General features: G+C 51.8%; 16 protein-coding genes. 3 read left to right on the top strand and 13 right to left on the bottom strand.

Annotated elements, in window-relative coordinates:
• Window positions 1-286 precede the first annotated feature (286 nt).
• Together GU926_RS16745 and GU926_RS16740 are read left to right on the top strand one after the other, a co-directional pair.
• Complete coding sequence (locus GU926_RS16745) at window positions 287-1,399, top strand: endonuclease/exonuclease/phosphatase family protein (protein ID WP_160693909.1); 1,113 nt, start codon at window positions 287-289, stop codon at window positions 1,397-1,399.
• Between the two features lie 276 nt (window positions 1,400-1,675).
• Window positions 1,676-3,640, top strand: a complete 1,965-nt coding sequence (locus GU926_RS16740; RefSeq protein ID WP_160693907.1) for a hypothetical protein — start codon at window positions 1,676-1,678, stop codon at window positions 3,638-3,640.
• A gap of 128 nt (window positions 3,641-3,768) precedes the next feature.
• Here the strand turns inward: GU926_RS16740 and GU926_RS16735 are convergent, their stop codons facing one another.
• The 13 genes from GU926_RS16735 to GU926_RS16675 form a co-directional block, all read right to left on the bottom strand.
• Complete coding sequence (locus GU926_RS16735; protein WP_160693905.1) at window positions 3,769-4,146, bottom strand: DoxX family protein; 378 nt, start codon at window positions 4,144-4,146, stop codon at window positions 3,769-3,771.
• A gap of 14 nt (window positions 4,147-4,160) precedes the next feature.
• Window positions 4,161-5,123, bottom strand: coding sequence for an SRPBCC domain-containing protein (locus tag GU926_RS16730; protein WP_160693903.1), 963 nt, complete (start codon window positions 5,121-5,123; stop codon window positions 4,161-4,163).
• Entirely contained in the window at window positions 5,120-5,446 is a 327-nt protein-coding gene (locus tag GU926_RS16725) for an ArsR/SmtB family transcription factor (RefSeq protein WP_160693901.1), read from the bottom strand. The genes GU926_RS16730 and GU926_RS16725 overlap by 4 nt, the downstream gene beginning before the upstream one ends.
• A 263-nt stretch (window positions 5,447-5,709) precedes the next feature.
• A complete protein-coding gene (locus tag GU926_RS16720) occupies window positions 5,710-6,579 on the bottom strand; it encodes an SDR family oxidoreductase (RefSeq protein ID WP_160693899.1) in 870 nt (289 codons plus the stop codon).
• A gap of 91 nt (window positions 6,580-6,670) precedes the next feature.
• Window positions 6,671-7,597, bottom strand: a complete 927-nt coding sequence (locus GU926_RS16715) for an SdiA-regulated/phytase-like domain-containing protein (RefSeq protein WP_160693897.1) — start codon at window positions 7,595-7,597, stop codon at window positions 6,671-6,673.
• Window positions 7,594-11,586: an AAA domain-containing protein gene (locus GU926_RS16710; protein WP_160693895.1), complete on the bottom strand. Its 3,993-nt coding sequence runs from the start codon at window positions 11,584-11,586 to the stop codon at window positions 7,594-7,596. Before GU926_RS16710 ends, GU926_RS16715 begins: the two co-directional genes overlap by 4 nt.
• A 222-nt stretch (window positions 11,587-11,808) precedes the next feature.
• Window positions 11,809-12,756 (bottom strand): ComEA family DNA-binding protein, encoded by a 948-nt coding sequence (locus GU926_RS16705; protein ID WP_160693893.1) that lies wholly within the window; start codon window positions 12,754-12,756, stop codon window positions 11,809-11,811.
• Window positions 12,757-13,241: 485 nt separating this feature from the next.
• Window positions 13,242-14,144: an SDR family oxidoreductase gene (locus tag GU926_RS16700; protein WP_160693891.1), complete on the bottom strand. Its 903-nt coding sequence runs from the start codon at window positions 14,142-14,144 to the stop codon at window positions 13,242-13,244.
• Between the two features lie 9 nt (window positions 14,145-14,153).
• Window positions 14,154-14,777 (bottom strand): peptidylprolyl isomerase, encoded by a 624-nt coding sequence (locus tag GU926_RS16695; protein WP_160693889.1) that lies wholly within the window; start codon window positions 14,775-14,777, stop codon window positions 14,154-14,156.
• Between the two features lie 208 nt (window positions 14,778-14,985).
• Window positions 14,986-15,930, bottom strand: coding sequence for a hydroxymethylbilane synthase (gene hemC, locus GU926_RS16690; RefSeq protein WP_160693887.1), 945 nt, complete (start codon window positions 15,928-15,930; stop codon window positions 14,986-14,988).
• Window positions 15,931-15,939: 9 nt separating this feature from the next.
• On the bottom strand, window positions 15,940-17,064 hold the full coding sequence (locus tag GU926_RS16685) for a DNA polymerase III subunit (RefSeq protein ID WP_160693885.1): 1,125 nt from the start codon (window positions 17,062-17,064) through the stop codon (window positions 15,940-15,942).
• Between the two features lie 603 nt (window positions 17,065-17,667).
• Window positions 17,668-18,879: a GlmU family protein gene (locus tag GU926_RS16680; RefSeq protein WP_160693883.1), complete on the bottom strand. Its 1,212-nt coding sequence runs from the start codon at window positions 18,877-18,879 to the stop codon at window positions 17,668-17,670.
• 69 nt (window positions 18,880-18,948) lie between these two features.
• On the bottom strand, window positions 18,949-19,191 hold the full coding sequence (locus GU926_RS16675; protein ID WP_160693881.1) for a type B 50S ribosomal protein L31: 243 nt from the start codon (window positions 19,189-19,191) through the stop codon (window positions 18,949-18,951).
• Window positions 19,192-19,372: 181 nt separating this feature from the next.
• Between GU926_RS16675 and GU926_RS16670 the strand changes: the two genes are divergently transcribed.
• Entirely contained in the window at window positions 19,373-19,882 is a 510-nt protein-coding gene (locus tag GU926_RS16670) for a phosphoribosyltransferase family protein (protein ID WP_160693879.1), read from the top strand.
• Window positions 19,883-20,013 lie beyond the last annotated feature (131 nt).

Raw genomic sequence — 20,013 nt, 5'->3', positions numbered from 1 at the left:
CGTTTTTGGCCTGATTTCCAGATTTCAGGCCAAAAACGGAGGTTTTTTCATGGGACTTTGTTTCTTTCCTGGCTTTCAGCGCTGGTGGTTTCTTTTTAATTCTATCCCTCTCCCATTAGCGCCGTATAAATTTTAACAGGTAAACGCGAGCCTCGTTTTTGGTCATTTTTCCGGAAAACAGGCTAAAAACGCCCCTCGCGGTGGGTTGGCTTTTCTGGTGTTTTCCAGGGGGCAACTTTCCTGTGCTTTTCTGAGTATTTGTACCGACTCTATCAATGCCCTGCGTATGAAATTCGTCCTTGAACTCTTCGGAGGTTTCTTTATTCTAGCCTCCTTGCTCACCCTGGTTAAAAGCACCTACTGGTGGATCAGGGTACTGGACTTTCCACGTGTACAGATTGCCTTATTCAGCACGTTCATCCTGGGCGCGTACGGGTATTTTTATGGGTATGAGACTACAGCAGCCAAGCTGTTTGCGGGGCTGCTGGTGCTGGGCATTGTGAATGAGATCATCCACGTGTACCGGTACACGCCGTTTGTGCCGGTGCAGGCCTTGCGGTCTAAGATAAAGGCACCCAAGAACTCGTTCGGGTTTATGATTTCCAATGTGCGCATGTCCAACAAACGCTATGAACGCTTCCTGAAACTGGTGAAGCAGACAGACCCAGACATGCTGCTCATCAATGAACCCAACCAGCGGTGGGCAGATGCGCTCAGTGAGCTAGACGCCCGCTACCCGTATGCCATCAAGAAGCCTTTGGAGAACACGTACGGCATGATGTTCTTCAGCAAGTTTCCGTTGAGTCACGTAGACATCAGGTTTCTGGTAGAGGAAGGCATTCCTTCTTTTTATGCCTTAGTGGAACTGCCTACCGGCAAGAAGTTTGACCTGTTCACGGTGCACCCGCAGCCCCCGCATTTTGACAAGGACACAGACACCCGCGAGGCCGAATTGTTGACCGTGGCCAAGATGGCAAAAGACTCGCCATGGGCCAGCATTGTAGCCGGTGATTTGAATGATGTAGCGTGGTCTTATTCTACCAATCTCTTTAGAAAAATCAGTGGTTTGTTGGACCCGCGCATAGGCCGTGGTTTCTATAACACCTACAATGCCTTGATTCCTTTTTTCAGGTACTCCCTGGACCATATTTTCTATGACCCGGCGTTTAGGTTAATCAGGTTGCAACGCCTGCCCAAGTTTGGATCAGACCACTTCCCTATTTTCATCAGGTTAAACTATGAACCCCTGGAAGCAGATGAGCATGATGTGCCTGTGGCGGACCAGGAAGACCATGAAGAGGCCATAGAGTTGATTGAGGGCGTGAAAGACACCATACCGGCCACCTCGCCGGTCAATGACATTATTGACTCTTCCCCTTCTTCGGGCGGCTCTAAATAGACATATTCAAATATTACAATTCTTTGATTCAGCGGTCATAAAGCACACCATTGCAACTGACTGTGTACAACTGTTTTTGCGCGCACCTTTAACATTCTATTCATTCTTGCTTGATTAAAAATTCACATTAGGTTGTGAACAATGCCTATTTGCGCTCGTATAGATTTAGCACTTGCTGTGTGCGGGCTACCATGGGTGTTTTGGTTCATCTGTATTGCCCCGGCAGGTAAACACCAAACCTAACCATTCAAAAAACTTTAACAAGGAGAATTAACTATGAAAGACAATCAAAAAGATCAAAACAGCAGCAGCAATCTAGGATCAACCACTGGTGGTTCTATGGGCAATACAGGCGCTAGCGGTTCTACCGGCAGCAGCATGGGTTCTGGTTCATCTTCTTCTGGTACGTCTGGATCTTCTGGCATCTCTGGAGCAAGCGGCAGCATGGGCAGCGGCACCTCTGGCGGTGGCATGAGTGGCAGCACCACCGGTGCCGGCATCTCTTCTAGCAGCAGCATGGGCTCCGGTTCCAGCTCTTCTAAAAAGGGATCTTCTACCTCATCAAAAGGCGCTTCTTCTTCTACCCTTTCTGCGGGTACCTCAGACAAGAAAAGCAGCAGCAGCAAATCTTCTACTCCCAAGGCCAGCAGCTCTAAGTCTGGTTCTTCCACCTCTAAATCTTCTGGCAAATCTGCTTCTTCTAAGAGCGGTTCTTCTGCCTCCAACTCTTCGGGTATGGGACAGGACAATGACTCTATGATGAACGGAAACTCTGACTCCATGCGCAACGCCGGCTCCATGGGCGGTGGCAACATGGGCGGCGGTCAGTACGGACAAGGTGGTTACAATTCACAAGGCGGTGACTACGGCCAAGGCGGCTATGGTCAAGGCTCTATGGGCGGTAACTACGGCGGTTCTGGCCAACAGCACGGTGAAAGCTGGGGACAGCAGGGTGGCTCTAACTACGGCCAGGGAGGCTACGGCTCTTCTATGGGCAGCGGCAACATGGGCGGAAGCAACTATGGCCAAGGCGGCTATAGTGGCGGATCTGGCTCCATGGGCGGCAACTACGGGGGCTCTCACCAAGGGGGCTACGGTTCCATGGGCAGCAACCCATACGGCATGAGTTCACAAGGAGGCTACTCCGGCAACTCTTCTCGTTCTGAGTCTGACCGCGGCGGCTACTCCAACTATGGTGGCTCTGGCTACTATGGCAACCAAATGGGCTACGGCAACGAGAGCGGTTATGGCATGCATGGCAACAGCAACCAAGGCAACAGAGGCCAGGGAGGTTACAGCCAAGGCTATAGCAACCAAAACTCAGGTTCTTACGGAGCCATGGGTTCTAGAGGAGGATCTTACGGCGAAGAGTACGGCTCACGCGGTGGATCATCACGCGGTGGCTATGACGGAAATCAAGACTTTGACGGTGGTTCTAGCAACCGAGGCCAAAGCTATGGCGGCTCTAGCTACGGCCAGGGCGGTCACAGCGGCTCATCTATGGGCGGCAGCAACTACGGTGGCTCTAGCTACGGTTCAGGTTCAGACATGGGCTCACGCGGTGGCTACGGCAACACAGACATGGGCTCCAGAGGCGGCTACGGTTCTTCTTCACAGGGTGCCAACCAAGAGTGGCAGGGATCACGCGGCTCTAACATGGGCAGCGGCGGCTACGGCGACTCAAGCGGCTACGGTTCTATGAGCGGTGGCTCTGGCTCTATGGGCAATAGCAGCTACGGCTCAGGCCAAGGCGGTTACAGCAGCCACAACTCACAAGGCGGCGACTTTGGATCACGCAGCTCACAAGGCTATGGCTCCATGGGTGGTGGCAACTACGGTGGCTCTACTTACGGCGCCGGCTCTGGCTCACAAGGCGGTAACTACGGCAACATGGGCAATGACATGGGTTCACGCGGTGGCTACGGTTCTTCTAGCCAAGGTAGCCACGGCGGCTCTATGACCGGTGGTGGCTACGGCGACCAAAACCGTGACTATGGCATGGGCGGCTACGGCCAGGGAGGTTCTTCCTATGGTTCTTCTAGCGGTTACGGCTCTATGAGCAGTGGCAACTACGGCGGCCAATCCGGAAACTCTAACTACGGCGGAGGCGGTTCTGGCTATGACAGCTCAGACATGGGCCGCACCTCTTACGGTAGCGACGGAGACGACTATTCTAGCGGAAGCAACCGCGGCGGAAGCTCTTCTTCCAGAGGAGGTTCTTCTTCCAACAGAGGAAGATAAGCCGTAGCTTTTAGCTATACTTTCTAAAAAAAGCCCTGCTGGTGTATCAGCAGGGCTTTTTACTTTTCCATGGTTTCTCTTGGGGTTCTTTCTTAAAAGAGGGAGTGTACTAAATACCGCATTATTTTCTATCCTATGAGCGGCAGGTACTTTCTTCTGTTCTCAAAGATTATCCAGAGGAGGATGGCCCAGATGACCAAGGCGATGGGCAACCCGCCCGGCTCCACCAAAACGTGCGTCAATAGAACGCCTACCATCACCGGAAAAATCACCAAGGCACCCAAGGCCCTCGTTCTGGGAAACATGATTAATATTCCGCCAAGGATTTCTGCGGCGCCAATGAGCGGCATCAACCAAGAGATTTCCATCAGAGCGGTGGTGTCTTTTACCAGTTCAGCGGGCAGGTTTTCTGGCACAGGCATGTAGTTGAAGAACTTGTTCAGGCCGCCGTTAAGAAGCAACAGCCCCAGCAACACGCACAGGACGGTTAAGATTTTCTGTTTCATGAGAAGGTAAAAGGTTATTTAGGTTGGTAGTTGATCATCCAGTTAATGCCGTACTTGTCTCTGAAGCCCGCATAATACGCCCCGTAAAACATTTCCTGCAAGGGCATTTCAATCTCACCTTCTATAGACAGCTCCGTGAAAAGCCGGGTGGCCTCTTCCATAGACGCTGGCTCCAGGCTAATGTGCATGTTGTTTCCGGGAGTGAGGGTAAAGCCCATTTCTTTGGGGGCGTCTGTGCCCATCAGCACAAAATCTCCTAACAAGGGCAGTTCCACATGCAAGACCATTTTCTTCACTTCTTCTGCCACAACAGGCTGGTTGGGCCCGGCGGGGATTTCGCCAAACCGTTTAATACCATTCACAAATTCGGTCCTGAACACTGATTTGTAAAAAGTGAAAGCCTCCTCTGTATTGCCCGGGAAGTTCAAATATGCAGTCACCCTGGCCTTGTTGTCTGGTTTGTTTTGCTTACGCAGGTAAAACTGCGCGGCGATGTACTGATCCAGGTTCTCCAGTCCAGCCGTGAAGCCTTCTTTGAAGCCCATCTGGATAATGGTTTCCAGGTCTTCTAGCTTTTCAAAACGCATCTGCACATGCACCAGGGTGCTTTCTCCTTCTGGGCTAAACCGATTTTCCCATTGCACGCTGGGCATAGAAGGGTTGGGCACGGCGTTCTCATCACAGAAAGCGTCTGTCCCTGAAAAATAGGACAAGGGGGTGATGCTCTGGTAGTCAAACAGGCAATAATGCTTGTCTCCCTCTGGCCCCTGCATGTAGTAATGCCAACGCCCCCCTTCTCTAAAATCCATTGATTTGGTGACCGCCACGTAGGGTTTGGGCGCCCACCACTGGTCCAGGATGTCAGACTCGGTCCAGGCGGCCCAGACCAGGTCATTGGGGGCGTTGAAAGACCGTTCCACCTGAATTAGCTTGTTGGCCTTGTCTACCTTAAAATTAAAGAGAATTGCCTTGTTCATTTCTTTTTGGATTTAAGTTTCTGCAATACATCATCTAGCTGGTCAAAGCGTTGGGCCAGCAACTGTTTGAACTGGTCCAGCCATTTCTCAATCTCCTTCATCTTCTGGCTGTTCAAGTGGTAATGGATTTCCCGGCCTTGTTGCTCCTGCGTCAGAATCTCACACTCGGTTAAGATTTGAATGTGTTTAGACACCGCCTGTCGGCTGCTGTTAAAATGCTCGGCTAAGGCGTTGGGGGTCATAGAACCCACGGCCAGCAACAAAATAATGGCGCGCCGGGTAGGATCCGCTATGGCTTGAAATACGTCTCTTCTGGTTTCCATCTGCTCTTAATATGCTACCATACGTTTGCAAATATAAACGCAATCATGTAGTTGCAAAACATTTTCCATCTTTTTTTTTATTGGTTATCAGGGCTTTACCAAATCGAGACTCTAAACGAGGAATTCAGGAACTGGAAGAGATGACAGAACGCATCTTCTGGAGGGGCGGCAATCCTCATTTTAGAGGAAACAGAAAGTCCTCCGTTTTTGGTCAGTTTTCATGAAAACTAGCCAAAAACGGAGGACTGCCAGAGAAGCTTACTTTAGAAGCAGGCTTTATAGGTCTCCGCGAAATCTGCGAAGGTATGGGGCGGTCTGCCAGTGATTTCCTGCACAGTGTCTGTGGTGCCGGAAGCGTAATTGGCTTTGCAGATGCCGTTCAACTCCAACAGGCTGTCAATCATCCAGGCCGGCAATTGGTGCTGCTGCATGGCATTTCGGGCGGCCTCCTCGGGTACGTCTACATAAGAAATGGCTCTGCCCGTGGCCTGTGACAAAGCGCTGGCAACCTCATCACCAGACAGCGCCTCTGCACCGGTAAGTGTATAGGCCATGCCGTCATGCCCTTCTGGATGCAACAGTATGCTGGCGGCCACCGCGGCAATGTCCCGCACGTCAATGTAGGTCACACGGCCGTTGCCCAGAGGCAGGTAAAAGGCATTTTCTTCCTGAATGCTCTGCGCGTGCTGGTTCACAAAGTTCTGCATGAAAGACGTGGGCCGCAGGTGGGTATAATGAAGATGCGCAGCCTCCAGATACTGTTCCGCTTCGCGGTGCCATCTGCCCAGTTGGATGCCCGGCTCAGCTTCTGCCCCACTCGCCGACAGCCGCACCACGTGCCGCACCCCTGCCTTCTGCGCCGCGTCAATCAACTGTTTGGCCATCTCTACCTGATGCTCGTCAAAAGGCGTAATCAAGAAAGAAGTGTCAATGCCGGTAAAAGCAGCGGTAAGGGTGGCAGGTCGGCTAAAATCAATCTCCACCACTTCTACCCCGGGCAGGCGTTTGAGGTTCTCGCCCTTCACCACAGACCTGAGGCCGGCCCGTACGTGCGCGCCCATGGCAGAAAGGGCTTTTACCGTTTCATTTCCCACGGTGCCAGTGGCACCGGTTACTAATATTCTCTTTTCCATAAAATTCACTTGAAAGCAGAAGCGCTAAGCAGAAAACTACTTAGCGCCTGGCATGTTTTTATATCATCATCCTTTTGAATGCGGGTGAGGTTTACCTGGCCTTCAGCTGAAAGAGTTTGCCCTTCTCATTGCTGATGAGCATGTCTGTGTTGTTGGTAAAAATCAAGCCCTCGGCCTGTCCCGTTTTGTCTATTTTAATCTGGTGCTTGGTGCCTTTAAACACCTGGTCTGGGCTACTGATGTCAAACAAGTATACCCACTCTTCACCCAGCAGAGCCACATGCTTGCCATCTGGCGAAATGTCTGCCGCCGTGATTTTGGTATTCACCTCAAGGCTGTCTAAGGGAGCCACAGTTTGGGCCGCGCCGGTTTGATTGTTCACTTTGTAGAGTTTCACCCAGTCATTGCCCTTGCCTCTGTTTTTAGTGAACAGGTAGAACGCGTTGCCTTGCAGAAAGAAACCCTCTACATCAAAGTTCAGGTCTTGCTTTGCCGGCGGAAATTCGGTTTGGTCTGCGTATTTGAACGGGATGGTGCCCACCACTTTTTTGCCCTTTTCGTCTACCTTGATAATCTGTAGGTCTCGCCGGGTGTTTTCATTGTTGCCCATGTCACCCAGGTACAGGAAGCCGTCTTGGCCGCGGGTTATGTCCTCCCAGTCTGTGTTATGGGCTCCTTGCAGGGTAATGGTTTCCAGCAGCTCGCCGGAGAGGTTTACTTTGTACAGCACCGCGTCATTGCCGGCGTCTGGGTGGGTCCAGAAATTTCCATCAGAAGAGGCTTCCAGGCCAGAGCTTTCAGGGACGGTTTTCTTGCCCATCTTGCTCACCTCGGTGAGTTCATAGGCGGTGCTTATTGTAAAGCCGTCTGTGGCGGAGTTCTTGTCTTTTTTCTTCTCTTTCTTGCTGGAACCGTCTTCTGTGGCTGCTTCATTTTTGGCGTTGCCCGAGTCACAGGCCACCACTGCCAAGAGGCAGAGGCCGGCGGTTAGTTCAAGCACTTTATCTTTTAAGGTCATGGTATTGGGGTACTCAAGTCGGTTAGTTTTTGCCATACCTGTTCAGGCTGGCTCCAGAACTGACGACTGTACACGGTACCGAACCTCCAGCCTCTTGCGCTTAGCCTGAAGGGCATATCGGCGTGCGTGGCTTTGGCGGATGGGCGTCTGTAATACAAGTCGTCGTCGGTGAGTAGTACGGCTTGATAGCGCCCCTCGTTTCGGAAAGTAAGGTCTGCGAACGGAAGTTCTGCTTGAACCTCCGTTTTTGGGCTGTTTTGGCCAAAAGAGGCCAAAATCGCTGGGTACAATAATGCGGAGGAAGGCACCTGTCCAACCGGCGCAGGTTGAGGAATAAAACCGTTCTCGCTGACCTGTTTGGCAAAAGCCAGGTAGTCCCGCAAGAGCTTGGGACCAACATGCTTCACGTTCTCCACGGGGAACTGCTCTGGCCACAGACTAGTCACCACGTACACGCGTTTGATGGCGCGCGTAATGGCCACGTTCAGCCTGTTCTCACCTTTGGCGGCATTCAAACTCCCGAACTGCGCGCGCACCACGCCGTTCACGTCTGGCGCGTAGCCAATGGAGAAAATGATGAACTGCCGCTCGTCGCCCTGGATGTTCTCAATGTTCTTGATGATGAGCGCCTCGGGCAGTTGCATGTTCTGCCCCAGCGCCTGTTCTTCCAGTAGGTCCTGTACCAATTGCTGTTGCGGGAAGTTGAAGGTAATCACGCCAATGTCAGTCTCGTCTTGGGCCATCAGTTCAAAGACTAAATCGCGCACACGCTCTGCCTCTGGCCGGTTGGTTTGGTCTTGCCAAAGGCCGTCCACTTTCAAGAACTGCAACGCGGGCTGGGTGCTGTTCATGGCCTCCTGCTTGGGGATGAGTTGTAGTTTGTGGCGGTAGAAATGCTGGTTGGAGAACTGGATGAGTTCTGGGTACTGGCTTCGGTAATGTTCGGTGAGCAGGGTCTGCGGCAAGTGCAAAGCGCTCAGTTGCAACAGGGATTCCACCACCAGTTCCTCGGCCTCGTCTTCCTCGCCACCGAAGCGCACGCGGTATAAATCTGAAGGTCCTAGTTGTTGCTCATCACCGGCAATGACGGCCTGCTTGCCGCGCATCATGGCCGGGATTCCCACTTCGGCGAAGCACTGCGAAGCCTCGTCAAAAATAACCAGGTCAAACACGCGCTCCAGCGGGAACAACGCCGACACCGTCTCGGGCGAGGCTAGCCAGCAAGGTAACAAACGCAACACTTCTTCCCCGAACTGCGCCTGCAATTTGCGCAAGGGATAGAGCTGTCTTTTCTTACTTACCTGCGTGAGCAATCTACGGTACGTCACCGGATTACCCAGGCGGTTGTACTCCATGTTTTTGAACGTCTGCTCGCGTAGATTTAAGAGAATGATCTGCCTACTTAGTTCTGCTTTGCGCTGAATGGCTTCCTGCAACTCGGCTTCAAGACGCTCCAGTTCGCCGGTACTCACCATGGTCAACACTGGATATTTGGCTTCTATATGCTGAATCCAGGCCAGGTAAATGCTGTTCTCCATGGCCTGCAACTGCGCCTCAATGCCTTCTGGCACCGCTTGCCGAAGTTGTGCTAACCAAGCCTTGAGTTCTGGTGAGAAAGAAGCCAACAAGGCATCATAAGCCACCAACCGGTCGAAGTTTTCTGCTAGGCTCTGGGACAGGCGCGTGACGGCCGAAGGGTCCACAGCCAGCTGTTCAATCTGGCCTTCGGTGAGCCACTTCTCCCACTCGTTCTGCCGCTCCTCCAGCAGTTTCAGTTTTGGCAGAGATTCTGAGAAAACAGCCTGAAAACGCTCAGGGCGCATCTGCAAAACCTCTTCTGGCAAGACGTCATACGCCACCAGTTGCTGTAGCTGTGACCGCAATTCCCAAGCTTTTTGCAAAGCGGTCAATTCTGTATTGGCTTGCGGTGAAAACAGCTCCTCCAGAATCTCTAATGTTGGTTCTAGTACTTGCAGCTGCTTCCACTGCGTTTGCAAGCCGTCCCAGTTCTGCAAGGCCTCGCGTAACTGCTCCGTGGCAGTGTCTGCGTGGGTGATTTTCTTCTGCTCGGCAAATGTCTGTAATTGCTTCCGCTCCTGCGCAAACTGCCACTTTATCATCCCGAAGAAACCTGATTGCGCCTCGTCATGGCTCTGTAGCAACCGCCGTAGCTGGTCGGCTTCCATGGCAGATAGTTGCACCGATGTGGCCTTGGTCTGTTGCTGTATTTTGGTGAATAATCCTTCCGCCTCGCGCTGGTTCGTGTTTTTGCCCAGATTCCCGAAAAACAGCCTAAAAACGGTTTTTTCCTGCAAGTCATGTTGCAATGTTTGTAAGGTGGAAAGCTCTTGAAGCAAAGCCTGCAAGGCATCCCAGGGCTCGGCTTGTGCGGGAAGCAAGGGTGCTAATGATTTGGCATTCTCCTGCACCGCCGCTGGGATTTCCGTTAGTAATTGCAGAAGTTTTTGCCGCTCGTTCCAGGTATGGTGTTGGAAACTTCTTCGCTCGTTCCACGGGAAATCTGGGGCTTGCAAGGTCACGGCGTCTTGCAAATAGTGCATCAGGCGCGGCCGCTCCTCTTGCCAGGTCTGCGCCGTGAACGGCAGGTAGTTATTTTCCAGCGGCAGTTGCGGCGCGCGCAGATTGCTCCGGAGGTACAATTCCTTTACACTCCAACCGCAGACGCTAGTGTCAAACAGGGCTTCTTTCAATGAGTTGAGCCGCTCAGAGATTTGGTTGATGCGCCGGCTCACTTCCAGAAACTGACGCTCGGCGTGCACGTTGCCCAGCGTTTTGTCCTGGCGCTGATATTCGTCTACCTGCTCAATCTGCTGACGGATTTTATTGAAGACCAAGCCTCTATCCAGATTCAAGTCATGCACCAGCGCCGCAAACTTATCTAAGCCTTGCGTGGACAATCTGGAATACACCACGTCCAAGGCGGCGCGTTTCTGACAGACCACCAACACTGTTTTGCCGCGCGCCAGATAGTCAGAGACCAAGTTGCAGATGAGCTGGGACTTACCCGTGCCCGGAGGTCCCTGCACCACCACGCTCTGCCCCGACTTCACCTGCTTAAGCGCGGCTTCCTGCGAGGCGTCTGCGTCAAAGGCGGTAAACAATTGCTGTTCCAGGGCGGCAATGGCGGGATTTACTTCGGTTTGAGGCAAGAGCAATTCCTCTAAAGACTCTGCCGGCGGGTTTTCCAGCAGTTCCTCATAATCGGTTAGCTGGTAAGAACCGGCCTGCGGAAAGATGCCCAGCACGGCCTCGGGCTGAAGCTTGAGTTGCCCCGGCTTCCAGGTCTTCTCCAGGTCTTCGCGCTTATAGGTTTTGAAGGCTTGCAGAATGTTGGTGAACAGCTCCTGGTTGAAGTTGAGGTCTATGTTGCTTTCCTTCAGCGTCTCGTAGAGCTTGGTTCTGTAGGCCTGGCTGTCCGAGGGGAAATCATCCAAGTCCAGTTCCATGAGCGCCTCGTCTACCGGTACGTTGAGGTAATGCGCGTAAGCCAGCAAAAAGCTTTTGTTGAAGAAGGGCGGCTGGTCTTCGGGGCGAATTAGTTGCCATTGGCGTTTCTCGTTCACCTGCAACTCAACCGGAAAAAACAGCAAAGGACAGCGCACCAAGGTACCGTCCGGGAACGCGCCTTCCACGAAGGGCCAGCCTACAAACAACTCCTTCGCGCCGCGCTCCTCCCAAATCATATGCGCCCGCCGCTGAATAGTCTTCAGTTGCTTATTCAAAGGCGCCAGGGCCGCATCACGCCCGTCGGCCACCTCGCATAAGGCAATCTTCTCTTTACCCGCCAGCAAGGCCTCTACATACTCAAACGATGGTCCTTTATGCGTATGGTCCAGTGCATGCACGTCTAAATGCAGACTCACCGACGGCCGCAACAACACCAAAGACCTGTTGGAACCGCTTAGGTTGAGCAGGCGGCGTTGGTACTGTTTGAGCAGGTTGGGCAGAGACGTGGCTGGAGTTTGCATACGGTGTAAACGGAGGCGCTTGTTAGGTGTTGTGCAAGGGGTAAATTACCAAGAATGACGCGTATTGCAATACGTAGCATCGTGGCACCGACACGACGTGGTTCTATGGAACGAGATTGGTGAGGGGTACGATATCCTGTATTTAAGAGTAGACAGCGCCTTGGATAAATTGAACCGTTGCCTCTGCGTAGAAACCCGTCGTGTCAGTGCCACGACGCTACATTACTGCACGGTCAAATAAGGTTGCATCTTCTGAAAGGCCGCCTCATCAATCAATTTGATTTTACGCAGGTCTTCCACACTGCCGTACGCGCCATGCTGGGTGCGGTAATTGATGATAGCCTTGGCCAGGTTAAAACCAATATATGGGTGCTGACGAAGCTGGTCAAACGTAGCGGTGTTCAGGTTGAGTTTCTGCGGGCCGGCGCCCTGCGCGATGAAGGTGTATTTGCGCACGCTGTCTATCACTTCCGGCGCCAAGCCGTACACCTCAGCCACCTGGTTTACCGAATGAAAGCCGCCCATCTTGTCCCTGAACTTGACGATGCGCTGAGACAGTTTGCTCCCAATGCCTCTTATCTGTTTGAGTTGCGTGGTGTCTGCCGTGTTCAAGTCAAAGGGCTGTAGTTCCCAGCGTTTGCGCGCATACTCCGTTTTTGGCCTGTTTTCCGGAAAAGAGCCCGAAAACGATTCGCCGTCTCTCTTTGCATAGCCAGCACTTTCCTCAGGCAAATCAATGTATGGGTACCACAGTTGGAAGAGCGAATCTGGCAATCCGTAAATCTTCTGTAGTTGCGCTTTGCTTTTGAAGTCTCCAGCCTTGGCGCGGTAGTTCAGAATTCGTTGGGCGATGTATTTGTTCAGCCCCAGCTCCTGCCACTGCGCCACGTTGAGTTGGTTAGGATTGAAGCGGTAAAGTTTGATCGGTTTCTTGCGGTAGCGGTTGGCCCGCTCCTCGGCTACATGTGCGGCTTTTGTGTCTAGTTGTATTACTAAGCTGTCAAGGATTTTCTGGTCCGTAGTGGGGTCGTAGGGCTCATCTTCTTGATACAGTAGAAAGGGCGCGGCAATGAAGACCGCCATGGCCAAGATGAGTATGAGAAAGCCGTTGAGCTCGCGTTGCGAGAAGTTGAAGTAGTCGCGTATCTGGCGGAGCAAACGGTTGAGCATAGGCCTATTACGGAAAAGCCCTTGTTTTTGATAAGGTCGTTTCTGGCAGCCATTATTTCATTACTTTCCTTCCATGGCGCAAGCGTCCGCTGGTGTCCGCGCGCATAATAGAACTGGAATGCGTCAGGAGACAAGGAAGTGCCCGTTACTCTACAAAATCTCCACCCCTTGGCCTGTCCCCCGACAGGCCAACACTTTAACGGTTCATAGGCCATTGGTTTGGCCTGTCAGGGGACAGGCCAAGGAGGAGGAATCATCATTGCATGCGGACACCTGCGGACGCTTGCGCCACGGGGAGAAGACCTCGTAGTGTGCGAAGATCCTACAGGTGTCTACGCTCTAAACGCAAAAGACCTCACAGGTTTTCCAAAACTGTGAGGTCTTTTGCGTTTCCGTTTTTGGCCTCTTTTCCAGAAAACAGGCCAAAAACGGAAAACACTTTAATCTACTTCCTAAGATTCCCAGACTCAAGACTCAGGACTAATTTATTGAATCTGCCCCGCTACAATGGCGATGCTTTCTTTGAAAGTATGCGGCTGATAACCCAGTTGCGTCTTGGCCTTGGTGATGTCAAAACCGGTGCGCGGCGGACGTTTGGCCGGTTGCGTGAAGAGCGTGCCGTCTACTTCTTCAATCAGGCTTTTGTCCAGGTGGAAATAGTCGGCTACTTGCAGGGCCATTTGGTGAGGCGTAAGCAGTTCTTCGCCGGAGATGTTGAAGATGCCCTGCGCGTCATGCTTGGCGGCCAGCCAACAGCCTTGCGCCAAATCTTCGGCAAGGGTTGGGGTGCGCAGTTGGTCATTGACTACTTTTATTTGCTTGCCTTGCTCCAGACTGCCTTTCACCCACAGCACAATGTTGGACCGACCATAATCATGAACAATCCCGAAGACCAGCACGGTGCGCAGAATGGCCCACTTGCAGGCAGCCTGCTTTACCAGTTCTTCGGCGGCCAGCTTACTCTCCCCGTAAAAGTTCACGGGGTTTCCTTCGGCTTCTTCTGCGTAAGGTCCTTTTTCTCCATCGAAGATAAAGTCTGTGGAGAGGTGGATGAGGTGCACGCCGTGGCGCTCGCTGGCTTTGACAAGATTCTCTACCGCTTCTACGTTCTGCTTCCAGCATTCTTCGCGCTGGCTTTCGCAGTCGTCCACGTTGGTCATGGCCGCTGTGTGGATGATGTGCGTAGGCTGGGTCTCAGAAATTACTTCTTCTACCTGATCGGCGTTGGTCACGTCCATGGCCACGAAGGCTGCCTTCGGGTAAATCTCCGCCAATTTATTAGTGCCGCGCGAGGACGCAATAATTTTCACCGATGCTTCTGTGTGCAACAGGTCTACCAGTTTTTGGCCCAACAGCCCGTTGGAGCCGGTAATGAGGATGGTTTTCATAGCGGGTGGTTATTCGTAGTGGTAGCCGTAGAGCTTGGTGATTTGTTTCTTCTTCATCTTCTTGGCCGTCACCGTCATCTTAATGTCAGTGGTGGGCCGGTCCATAAAGTTTTTAGGCTGGTCGGCAATCTTTTCGATCACCGATAACCCATCAATGACTTGGCCATACACCGTGTAGTTACCATCCAGAAACGGAACACCTTCCTTGTTTTCTACCAGGTAAAACTGCGAACCGCTGGAGGCCTTGCTCGGGTTCATATTGTCGCTGAGACGAGCGGCAGCTAAAGCGCCATATATGTGCTTGTGATGAGGCAAAATCTCCGCAGGAATGGTATAGCCTGGGTTGCCGGCGCCGTCATCATTGGGGTTGTCATTCTTGGTGTTCGGGTCGCCGCCCTGAATCATGAAGTCCTTGATGATGCGGTGAAAGGTAGTGCCGTCATAGTACTTGTCCTTCACCAGTTTCAGGAAGTTGTCGCGGTGCTTGGGCGTGTCTTCAAACAACACCAAGCGCATAACTCCTTGCGACGTGGTGATGGTGACGAGGTAGTCTTTCTTGCTTTTCTTCTGGGCCTGCGTCTGCACGGCAACGAGCAGGCAAAGGCTAAAAAAGAGGGCGATTTTCTTCAACATATTCTATTTTTAGGCTGATTTCTGGAAATTAGGTTAAAAACGAATTTGGAGCATGTATATGTTTTCTTTTTGCGCTGCAAAGCGGCATCAAAAGAACCTGTCTTCATAATTTTTTCTCACCGTAGCGCTGCTATGCTGCTCAAAAATTATTTCGCCAGAACCTTCTGCTTCCACTTTTCGCTGGCAAAACCAAAACATAAACAAGCTCCTAGTGCTTGGTAGCACGAATCTCCTGCAAAATGCGGTCGCCGCCTTGGCTTAACACTACGTGCGCTAGTTGTTCGCCCATGGTTTCTGCCTGCTCTTTATCACCTGTTGTTTCTTCCAAGATAAACTCTTCACCATCTAGACTGATGATACCGGCTTTTAAGGTCAGTTGGTCACCCTCTAGCGTAGCCAGCGCGAAGGACGGAATACTACAACCGCCTTCCATGGTGCGCAAGTAAGCACGTTCAGCGGCAAGGCAAGAATGCGTTGGGGCATGGTCCAAGGCTTCCTTCAACTTCAGCTTACGCTCTAATGGCAAGGTTTTGGCGCATTCAATGGCTACGCTCCCCTGCCCGGCGGCCGGAATGAATTTATCCAAAGGCAGATGCTGGGCAATCATGTGGTCATACTGCATGCGGGCCACGCCGGCATAAGCCAAGAGAATAGCGTCGTATTGACCGTCTTTCAGCTTCTGGATGCGGGTCTGCAAATTACCCCGGCACTCGGCGGTAATCACGTCTGGGTAAAAGCGCTTGAGCATGGAGCGGCGGCGCGTGGACGAGGTGCCAATCACTTGCTGGCCTTCGCCTAATTTGAACAGCGGGTCAAAAGATATCACCACGTCATGCACTTTCTCGCGCTCCATAAAGGCCAACAGTTCCAAATCCTCGGGAATGCTAGACTGAACGTCTTTGGCGCTGTGCACGGCAATGTCAATGCTTCCGTCGCGCAGGCTTTCCTCCAACTCTTCGGTGAAGACACCCTTCGCTCCTATTTTGTCCAAGGACTTATCTAAAACTAAATCGCCTTTGGTAGTGATGGTGACAATGTCCACTTTCATGCCGTGGGCGCGCAGGGTGTCCGCTACGTGGTGCGCCTGCCAAAGCGCCAGACGGCTTCCGCGGGTACCAATTCTTATGATGGGTGAGTTTGTATCTGCTTGCATATATTCTATTTAAGCGACTGGCCTGATTAAGTGCGCAATCTGAATAGACGTATCTAAAAACGTAATCTTGGGGTGAGCGTTCCGTTCAATGTGGTAATGCGCCTCATTAATCTGCTCAGAAAGCTGGGCACCGTTGCCTTGGTGAATGAGCTTGGAGAACTTCTGCACGAAATCCATCTCAGGCGCCGGCAAGAAGGTAATCAAGTGACTATCTACGCCATACAACAAGACCTTGCGCAACAAATTCAAGGCAAACTGCAGGAAGTTCTTCTGATTCTCACGGCCCAGCTTCTGGAAATCTTCGCTCTGCTCAATGATGCCGTCAAACTTGTGGTTGTAGCACAGGCGCATCCAACTCAGGAAAAACGTGAAATAGTCTGAGGTCATCTCTTTGCTCAGCACGCGTGCCGCCTGCAAGTTTCCCTCGGCCAACTGCGCCACCTGGTAAGCGGTGTCCTTGTCAACATTCTGCTGTTCTGTCAGGTAATGCATCACCTCTTCTTCTGTGAACATGCGCACTTTCACCAGTTGCGTACGTGACAGAATGGTGGTCAGCACTTTGTCTGTGGAGTTGCTCACCAACAGGAATACCGTCGCGGCGGGCGGCTCTTCTAAGAGCTTGAGTAAGGCGTTGGCGGTGGTCGAGTGCAACAGCTCAGGAAGCCAGATGATGACTACTTTGTATTTGGCCTCGAAGGCTTTCAACGCGGTGGTTCTGATGAGTTCGCGGCTTTCCTCGCGGGCAATGTTGCCTTGCTTGTTGTCGGCACCGATGTACTGCATCCAGTCATTGAGCGTCTGGTAGGGGCTGTCGGCCAGGAACGTGCGCCAGTGTTTGATGAAGTGCTTGCTCAGGGCCTCGGACTGGTCTTTGGTCTTGGTCACCGGCATCACAAAATTGACGTCTGGGTGAATAAGCTTACTGATTTTGGAACAGCTGGAACAAGTGCCGCAGGAATCTTCTGCCGTAGGCGTCTCGCAGTTCAGGTATTGGGCATACGCTAGCGCCAAGGCTAAATTAGCTCCACCTTCTGGCCCGAAGAACAGTTGCGCATGGGCCACGTGCTGTGCCTGCACCGAGTTCAACAGCAGTTGCTTGGTTTCCTGGTGGCCGTAAATTTGAGAAAACTGCACGATGGGTTCTAGATTAGAAACAAGGCTAGATGGCTTGTTTTCAGATGAACTGTAAAGATAAGAGAGTGCCGGCGTTTTTAGGCTATTTTTCAGAAATCAGGCGGAAAACGGTTTTTGTTTCTTACGCTCAATGCGGTTATTCAACGCGGACTCTCCCCTTGAGGGGAGCGCAGAGGGGTGTTTACACCAGCAGATAATCCTCCCATATCTTTCCTTCTGCAATCAATCATTTCTTACTTCCTGCCCGCGTTTGTCACTTTTCTCCTTGATGAGAAAAGTAACCAAAAGAATCAAGAAGAAAAGAAGCTCGCTGACGCTCAGACAGCTTTTCTTCATTCTCTGCACCTGGTTGAGGTGATCTGTTTCATAGTTAGCTTAGGCCTTTGCTGTTGGACAGGCCACTGCTATCTCCCTCGGGCAAAGAGACTTAAATCAACCAGTCTCTTTGCCCTCAGTCGCGGGCAGGCGGGTTGGTATTGGAGGAGTTGCAATGCCTATATCGCCCTGCAGGCGGGAAGACCCACAACAAAACTCCCGTTTTTGGCCTGTTTCCTGAGAAATAAGCCAAAAACGGGAGTTTTGGAATATATACTTTTTTACGTCTTACGCTGTCTTCTCCCAAGTACGGGAAGGTTTGGTTTGTTCGAAGACGTGGGTGAGGATGTTTTTGTCTTCATCGGTGAGCGGGAGGCCACGGCGTTCCAGGACTACCTGTGCTACTTCAAAGGCTTTGCGGAGCTGGAAGGTCTCGTAGCCGGTCACACCGCCCCAGGAGAAGGACGGGATGAAGTTTCTGGGATAGCCTGCACCAAATACATTGGCGCCCACGCCTACTACCGTGCCGGTGTTAAACATGGTATTAATGCCGCATTTGGCATGGTCGGCCATCATGAGGCCGCAGAACTGCAGGCCGGTGTCCACGAAGCGCTCTTTGGTGTGGTGCCAGAGTTTTACCTTGGCGTAGTTGTTCTTGAGGTTGGAGGTATTGGTATCTGCCCCGAAGTTGCACCACTCACCCACCACTGAGTTGCCCAAGAAACCCTCATGGCCCTTGTTGGAAAATCCGAAGAAGACGCAGTTGCTCACTTCGCCACCCACCTTGCAGAAAGGCCCTATGGTGATGTCGCCGCGCATTTTGCCGCCCATGTTCACGTTACTGCCCTCGCCTAAGGCAAAAGGTCCCTTGATGATGGCTCCTTCATGCACCTGGCTGTTCTTGCCTAAATATATAGGCCCGTCCTCAGCATTTAAAATGGCAGCTCTAATTTTGACGCCTTCCTCAATAAAGATGTTTTCTGGGGCGTAGACAATGGTATGCTCGTCATTGATGGGCTGGCTGGTTCGGCCTTTGGTCAGGCGGGCGAAGTCTGCCTTGATCTGGGCGCCGTTGATCCTGAAAATATCCCAGGAGTTCTCTACTAGCACCACGTCTGCCTCCTCTACATGCACTTTCTCCTCACTAAAGGTTGCGTACAAGTCCTCAATAGAAGCAAAGGTCTTCGCTCCCGCATGTACCGCCAACAATGTTTCTCCGGCATAAAGCGCCTGGCCCTCCTTCAACTGCTGCACCTGCCCAAACAATCCTTCTGTGGGACACAAAGCGCCGTTTACATACAGATTGGCATCAGTGGTTTGCTGCGCGAACTTCTGCTGGAGGTAGTCCTGGGTCAGGAAGGAAACCTGGCCCTGGGAGACATACGCCCATTTCTCAGAGATGGTCTGGATGCCTACCCGTATGTCGGCCACGGGGCGGGTGTAGGTGAACGGCAGGAGGTTGGCCCGTAGGGCGGGGTCGTCGAAGAGGATGATGTTCATGGTCAAAAATAAAAAAGTCTTCCCAAAAAAATTCAGGAAGACCTTTATACGGTGAGGCGAAGAAATCGCTTATTTTTTGTAACGCTGCTTGAACTTGTCAATACGTCCTGCAGTATCCACGAACAGGTTTTTACCAGTGTAGAAAGGGTGCGAAGCAGAAGAAACCTCTACTTTGATCACTGGATACGTTTTGCCGTCTTCCATAGTGATAGTCTCGCTAGAGTTCATGGTAGAGCGGGTGATGAATTTGAAATCTGAGGAAGTATCTTGGAAAACTACTTCTCTGTACTCAGGATGAATGTCCTTTCTCATTGTATTGCTGTATTTTTAAAGACGCATTTCTAGAATCAGGTGGCAAAATTAACACTTCTTGTGCACATTCAAAACTATAACCTCAAAATATTTAAGAGCCATGGTTTACCGGGGCCTGGCCTGTTCTGTAAATAATTCAGTAATTTGGCCGCATCACTCACGTAAACCCGCTACGCTGCCCATGGCCTTTACCACAGATAACCTGATTCTGGACCGGCAAGCCATCCTCCAGAAGATTACGCGCATGGCTTTTGAGATCTATGAGCGCAATTTTGAAGAGGAGCGCCTGGTGCTGGCCGGCATACATGAAAACGGCTATCTCCTGGCCCAACTGCTGGCCAAGGAACTGAAAAACGTCTCTCCCCTGCCCGTTGACCTCATGGAGGTGCGCCTGCATAAAACCCAGCCCTTGCAGCATGACCTCACCCTCACACCCAGCCCAGAGTCTTTGAAAGGCACCGTGGTGGTACTGGTGGATGATGTCTTGAACACCGGCAAAACGCTGGCCTACACCCTGCGGGCCTTTCTGGAGAAGGACTGCAAGAAACTGGAGATTGCCACGTTGGTAGACCGCCACCACCCACTCTACCCCATCTCTGCCACCTACACCGGCTACTCCCTGGCCACTACGCTAAAAGAGCACGTGAAAGTAGAATTGAACGACGAGACTTTTGGGGCGTATTTGATGTAACAGTAAACAGTTAGCAGGGAACAGTTAGGAGTAATCAGTGAACAGGATAAAAGGAGATTTCCGTTTTTAGTCTGTTTCACTCAAAACAGGCCAAAAACGGCTTCAACAATATTAATATTGTTCCCTAGTTT

The sequence above is a fragment of the Nibribacter ruber genome (genome assembly GCF_009913235.1).
Taxonomy (GTDB): domain Bacteria; phylum Bacteroidota; class Bacteroidia; order Cytophagales; family Hymenobacteraceae; genus Nibribacter; species Nibribacter ruber.
This window is presented reverse-complemented; position numbering and strand designations above follow the sequence as displayed.

What these genes read in the sequence shown, in the direction of transcription:
- GU926_RS16740 (WP_160693907.1), top strand. Translation starts at nt 1,676, where the DNA reads ATGAAAGACAATCAAAAAGATCAAAACAGCAGCAGCAATCTAGGATCA.
- GU926_RS16680 (WP_160693883.1), bottom strand. Translation starts at nt 18,879, where the DNA reads ATGAACATCATCCTCTTCGACGACCCCGCCCTACGGGCCAACCTCCTG.
- GU926_RS16725 (WP_160693901.1), bottom strand. Translation starts at nt 5,446, where the DNA reads ATGGAAACCAGAAGAGACGTATTTCAAGCCATAGCGGATCCTACCCGG.
- hemC (WP_160693887.1), bottom strand. Translation starts at nt 15,930, where the DNA reads ATGCAAGCAGATACAAACTCACCCATCATAAGAATTGGTACCCGCGGA.
- GU926_RS16710 (WP_160693895.1), bottom strand. Translation starts at nt 11,586, where the DNA reads ATGCAAACTCCAGCCACGTCTCTGCCCAACCTGCTCAAACAGTACCAA.
- GU926_RS16705 (WP_160693893.1), bottom strand. Translation starts at nt 12,756, where the DNA reads ATGCTCAACCGTTTGCTCCGCCAGATACGCGACTACTTCAACTTCTCG.
- GU926_RS16695 (WP_160693889.1), bottom strand. Translation starts at nt 14,777, where the DNA reads ATGTTGAAGAAAATCGCCCTCTTTTTTAGCCTTTGCCTGCTCGTTGCC.
- GU926_RS16745 (WP_160693909.1), top strand. Translation starts at nt 287, where the DNA reads ATGAAATTCGTCCTTGAACTCTTCGGAGGTTTCTTTATTCTAGCCTCC.
- GU926_RS16670 (WP_160693879.1), top strand. Translation starts at nt 19,373, where the DNA reads ATGGCCTTTACCACAGATAACCTGATTCTGGACCGGCAAGCCATCCTC.
- GU926_RS16715 (WP_160693897.1), bottom strand. Translation starts at nt 7,597, where the DNA reads ATGACCTTAAAAGATAAAGTGCTTGAACTAACCGCCGGCCTCTGCCTC.
- GU926_RS16735 (WP_160693905.1), bottom strand. Translation starts at nt 4,146, where the DNA reads ATGAAACAGAAAATCTTAACCGTCCTGTGCGTGTTGCTGGGGCTGTTG.
- GU926_RS16720 (WP_160693899.1), bottom strand. Translation starts at nt 6,579, where the DNA reads ATGGAAAAGAGAATATTAGTAACCGGTGCCACTGGCACCGTGGGAAAT.
- GU926_RS16730 (WP_160693903.1), bottom strand. Translation starts at nt 5,123, where the DNA reads ATGAACAAGGCAATTCTCTTTAATTTTAAGGTAGACAAGGCCAACAAG.
- GU926_RS16675 (WP_160693881.1), bottom strand. Translation starts at nt 19,191, where the DNA reads ATGAGAAAGGACATTCATCCTGAGTACAGAGAAGTAGTTTTCCAAGAT.
- GU926_RS16700 (WP_160693891.1), bottom strand. Translation starts at nt 14,144, where the DNA reads ATGAAAACCATCCTCATTACCGGCTCCAACGGGCTGTTGGGCCAAAAA.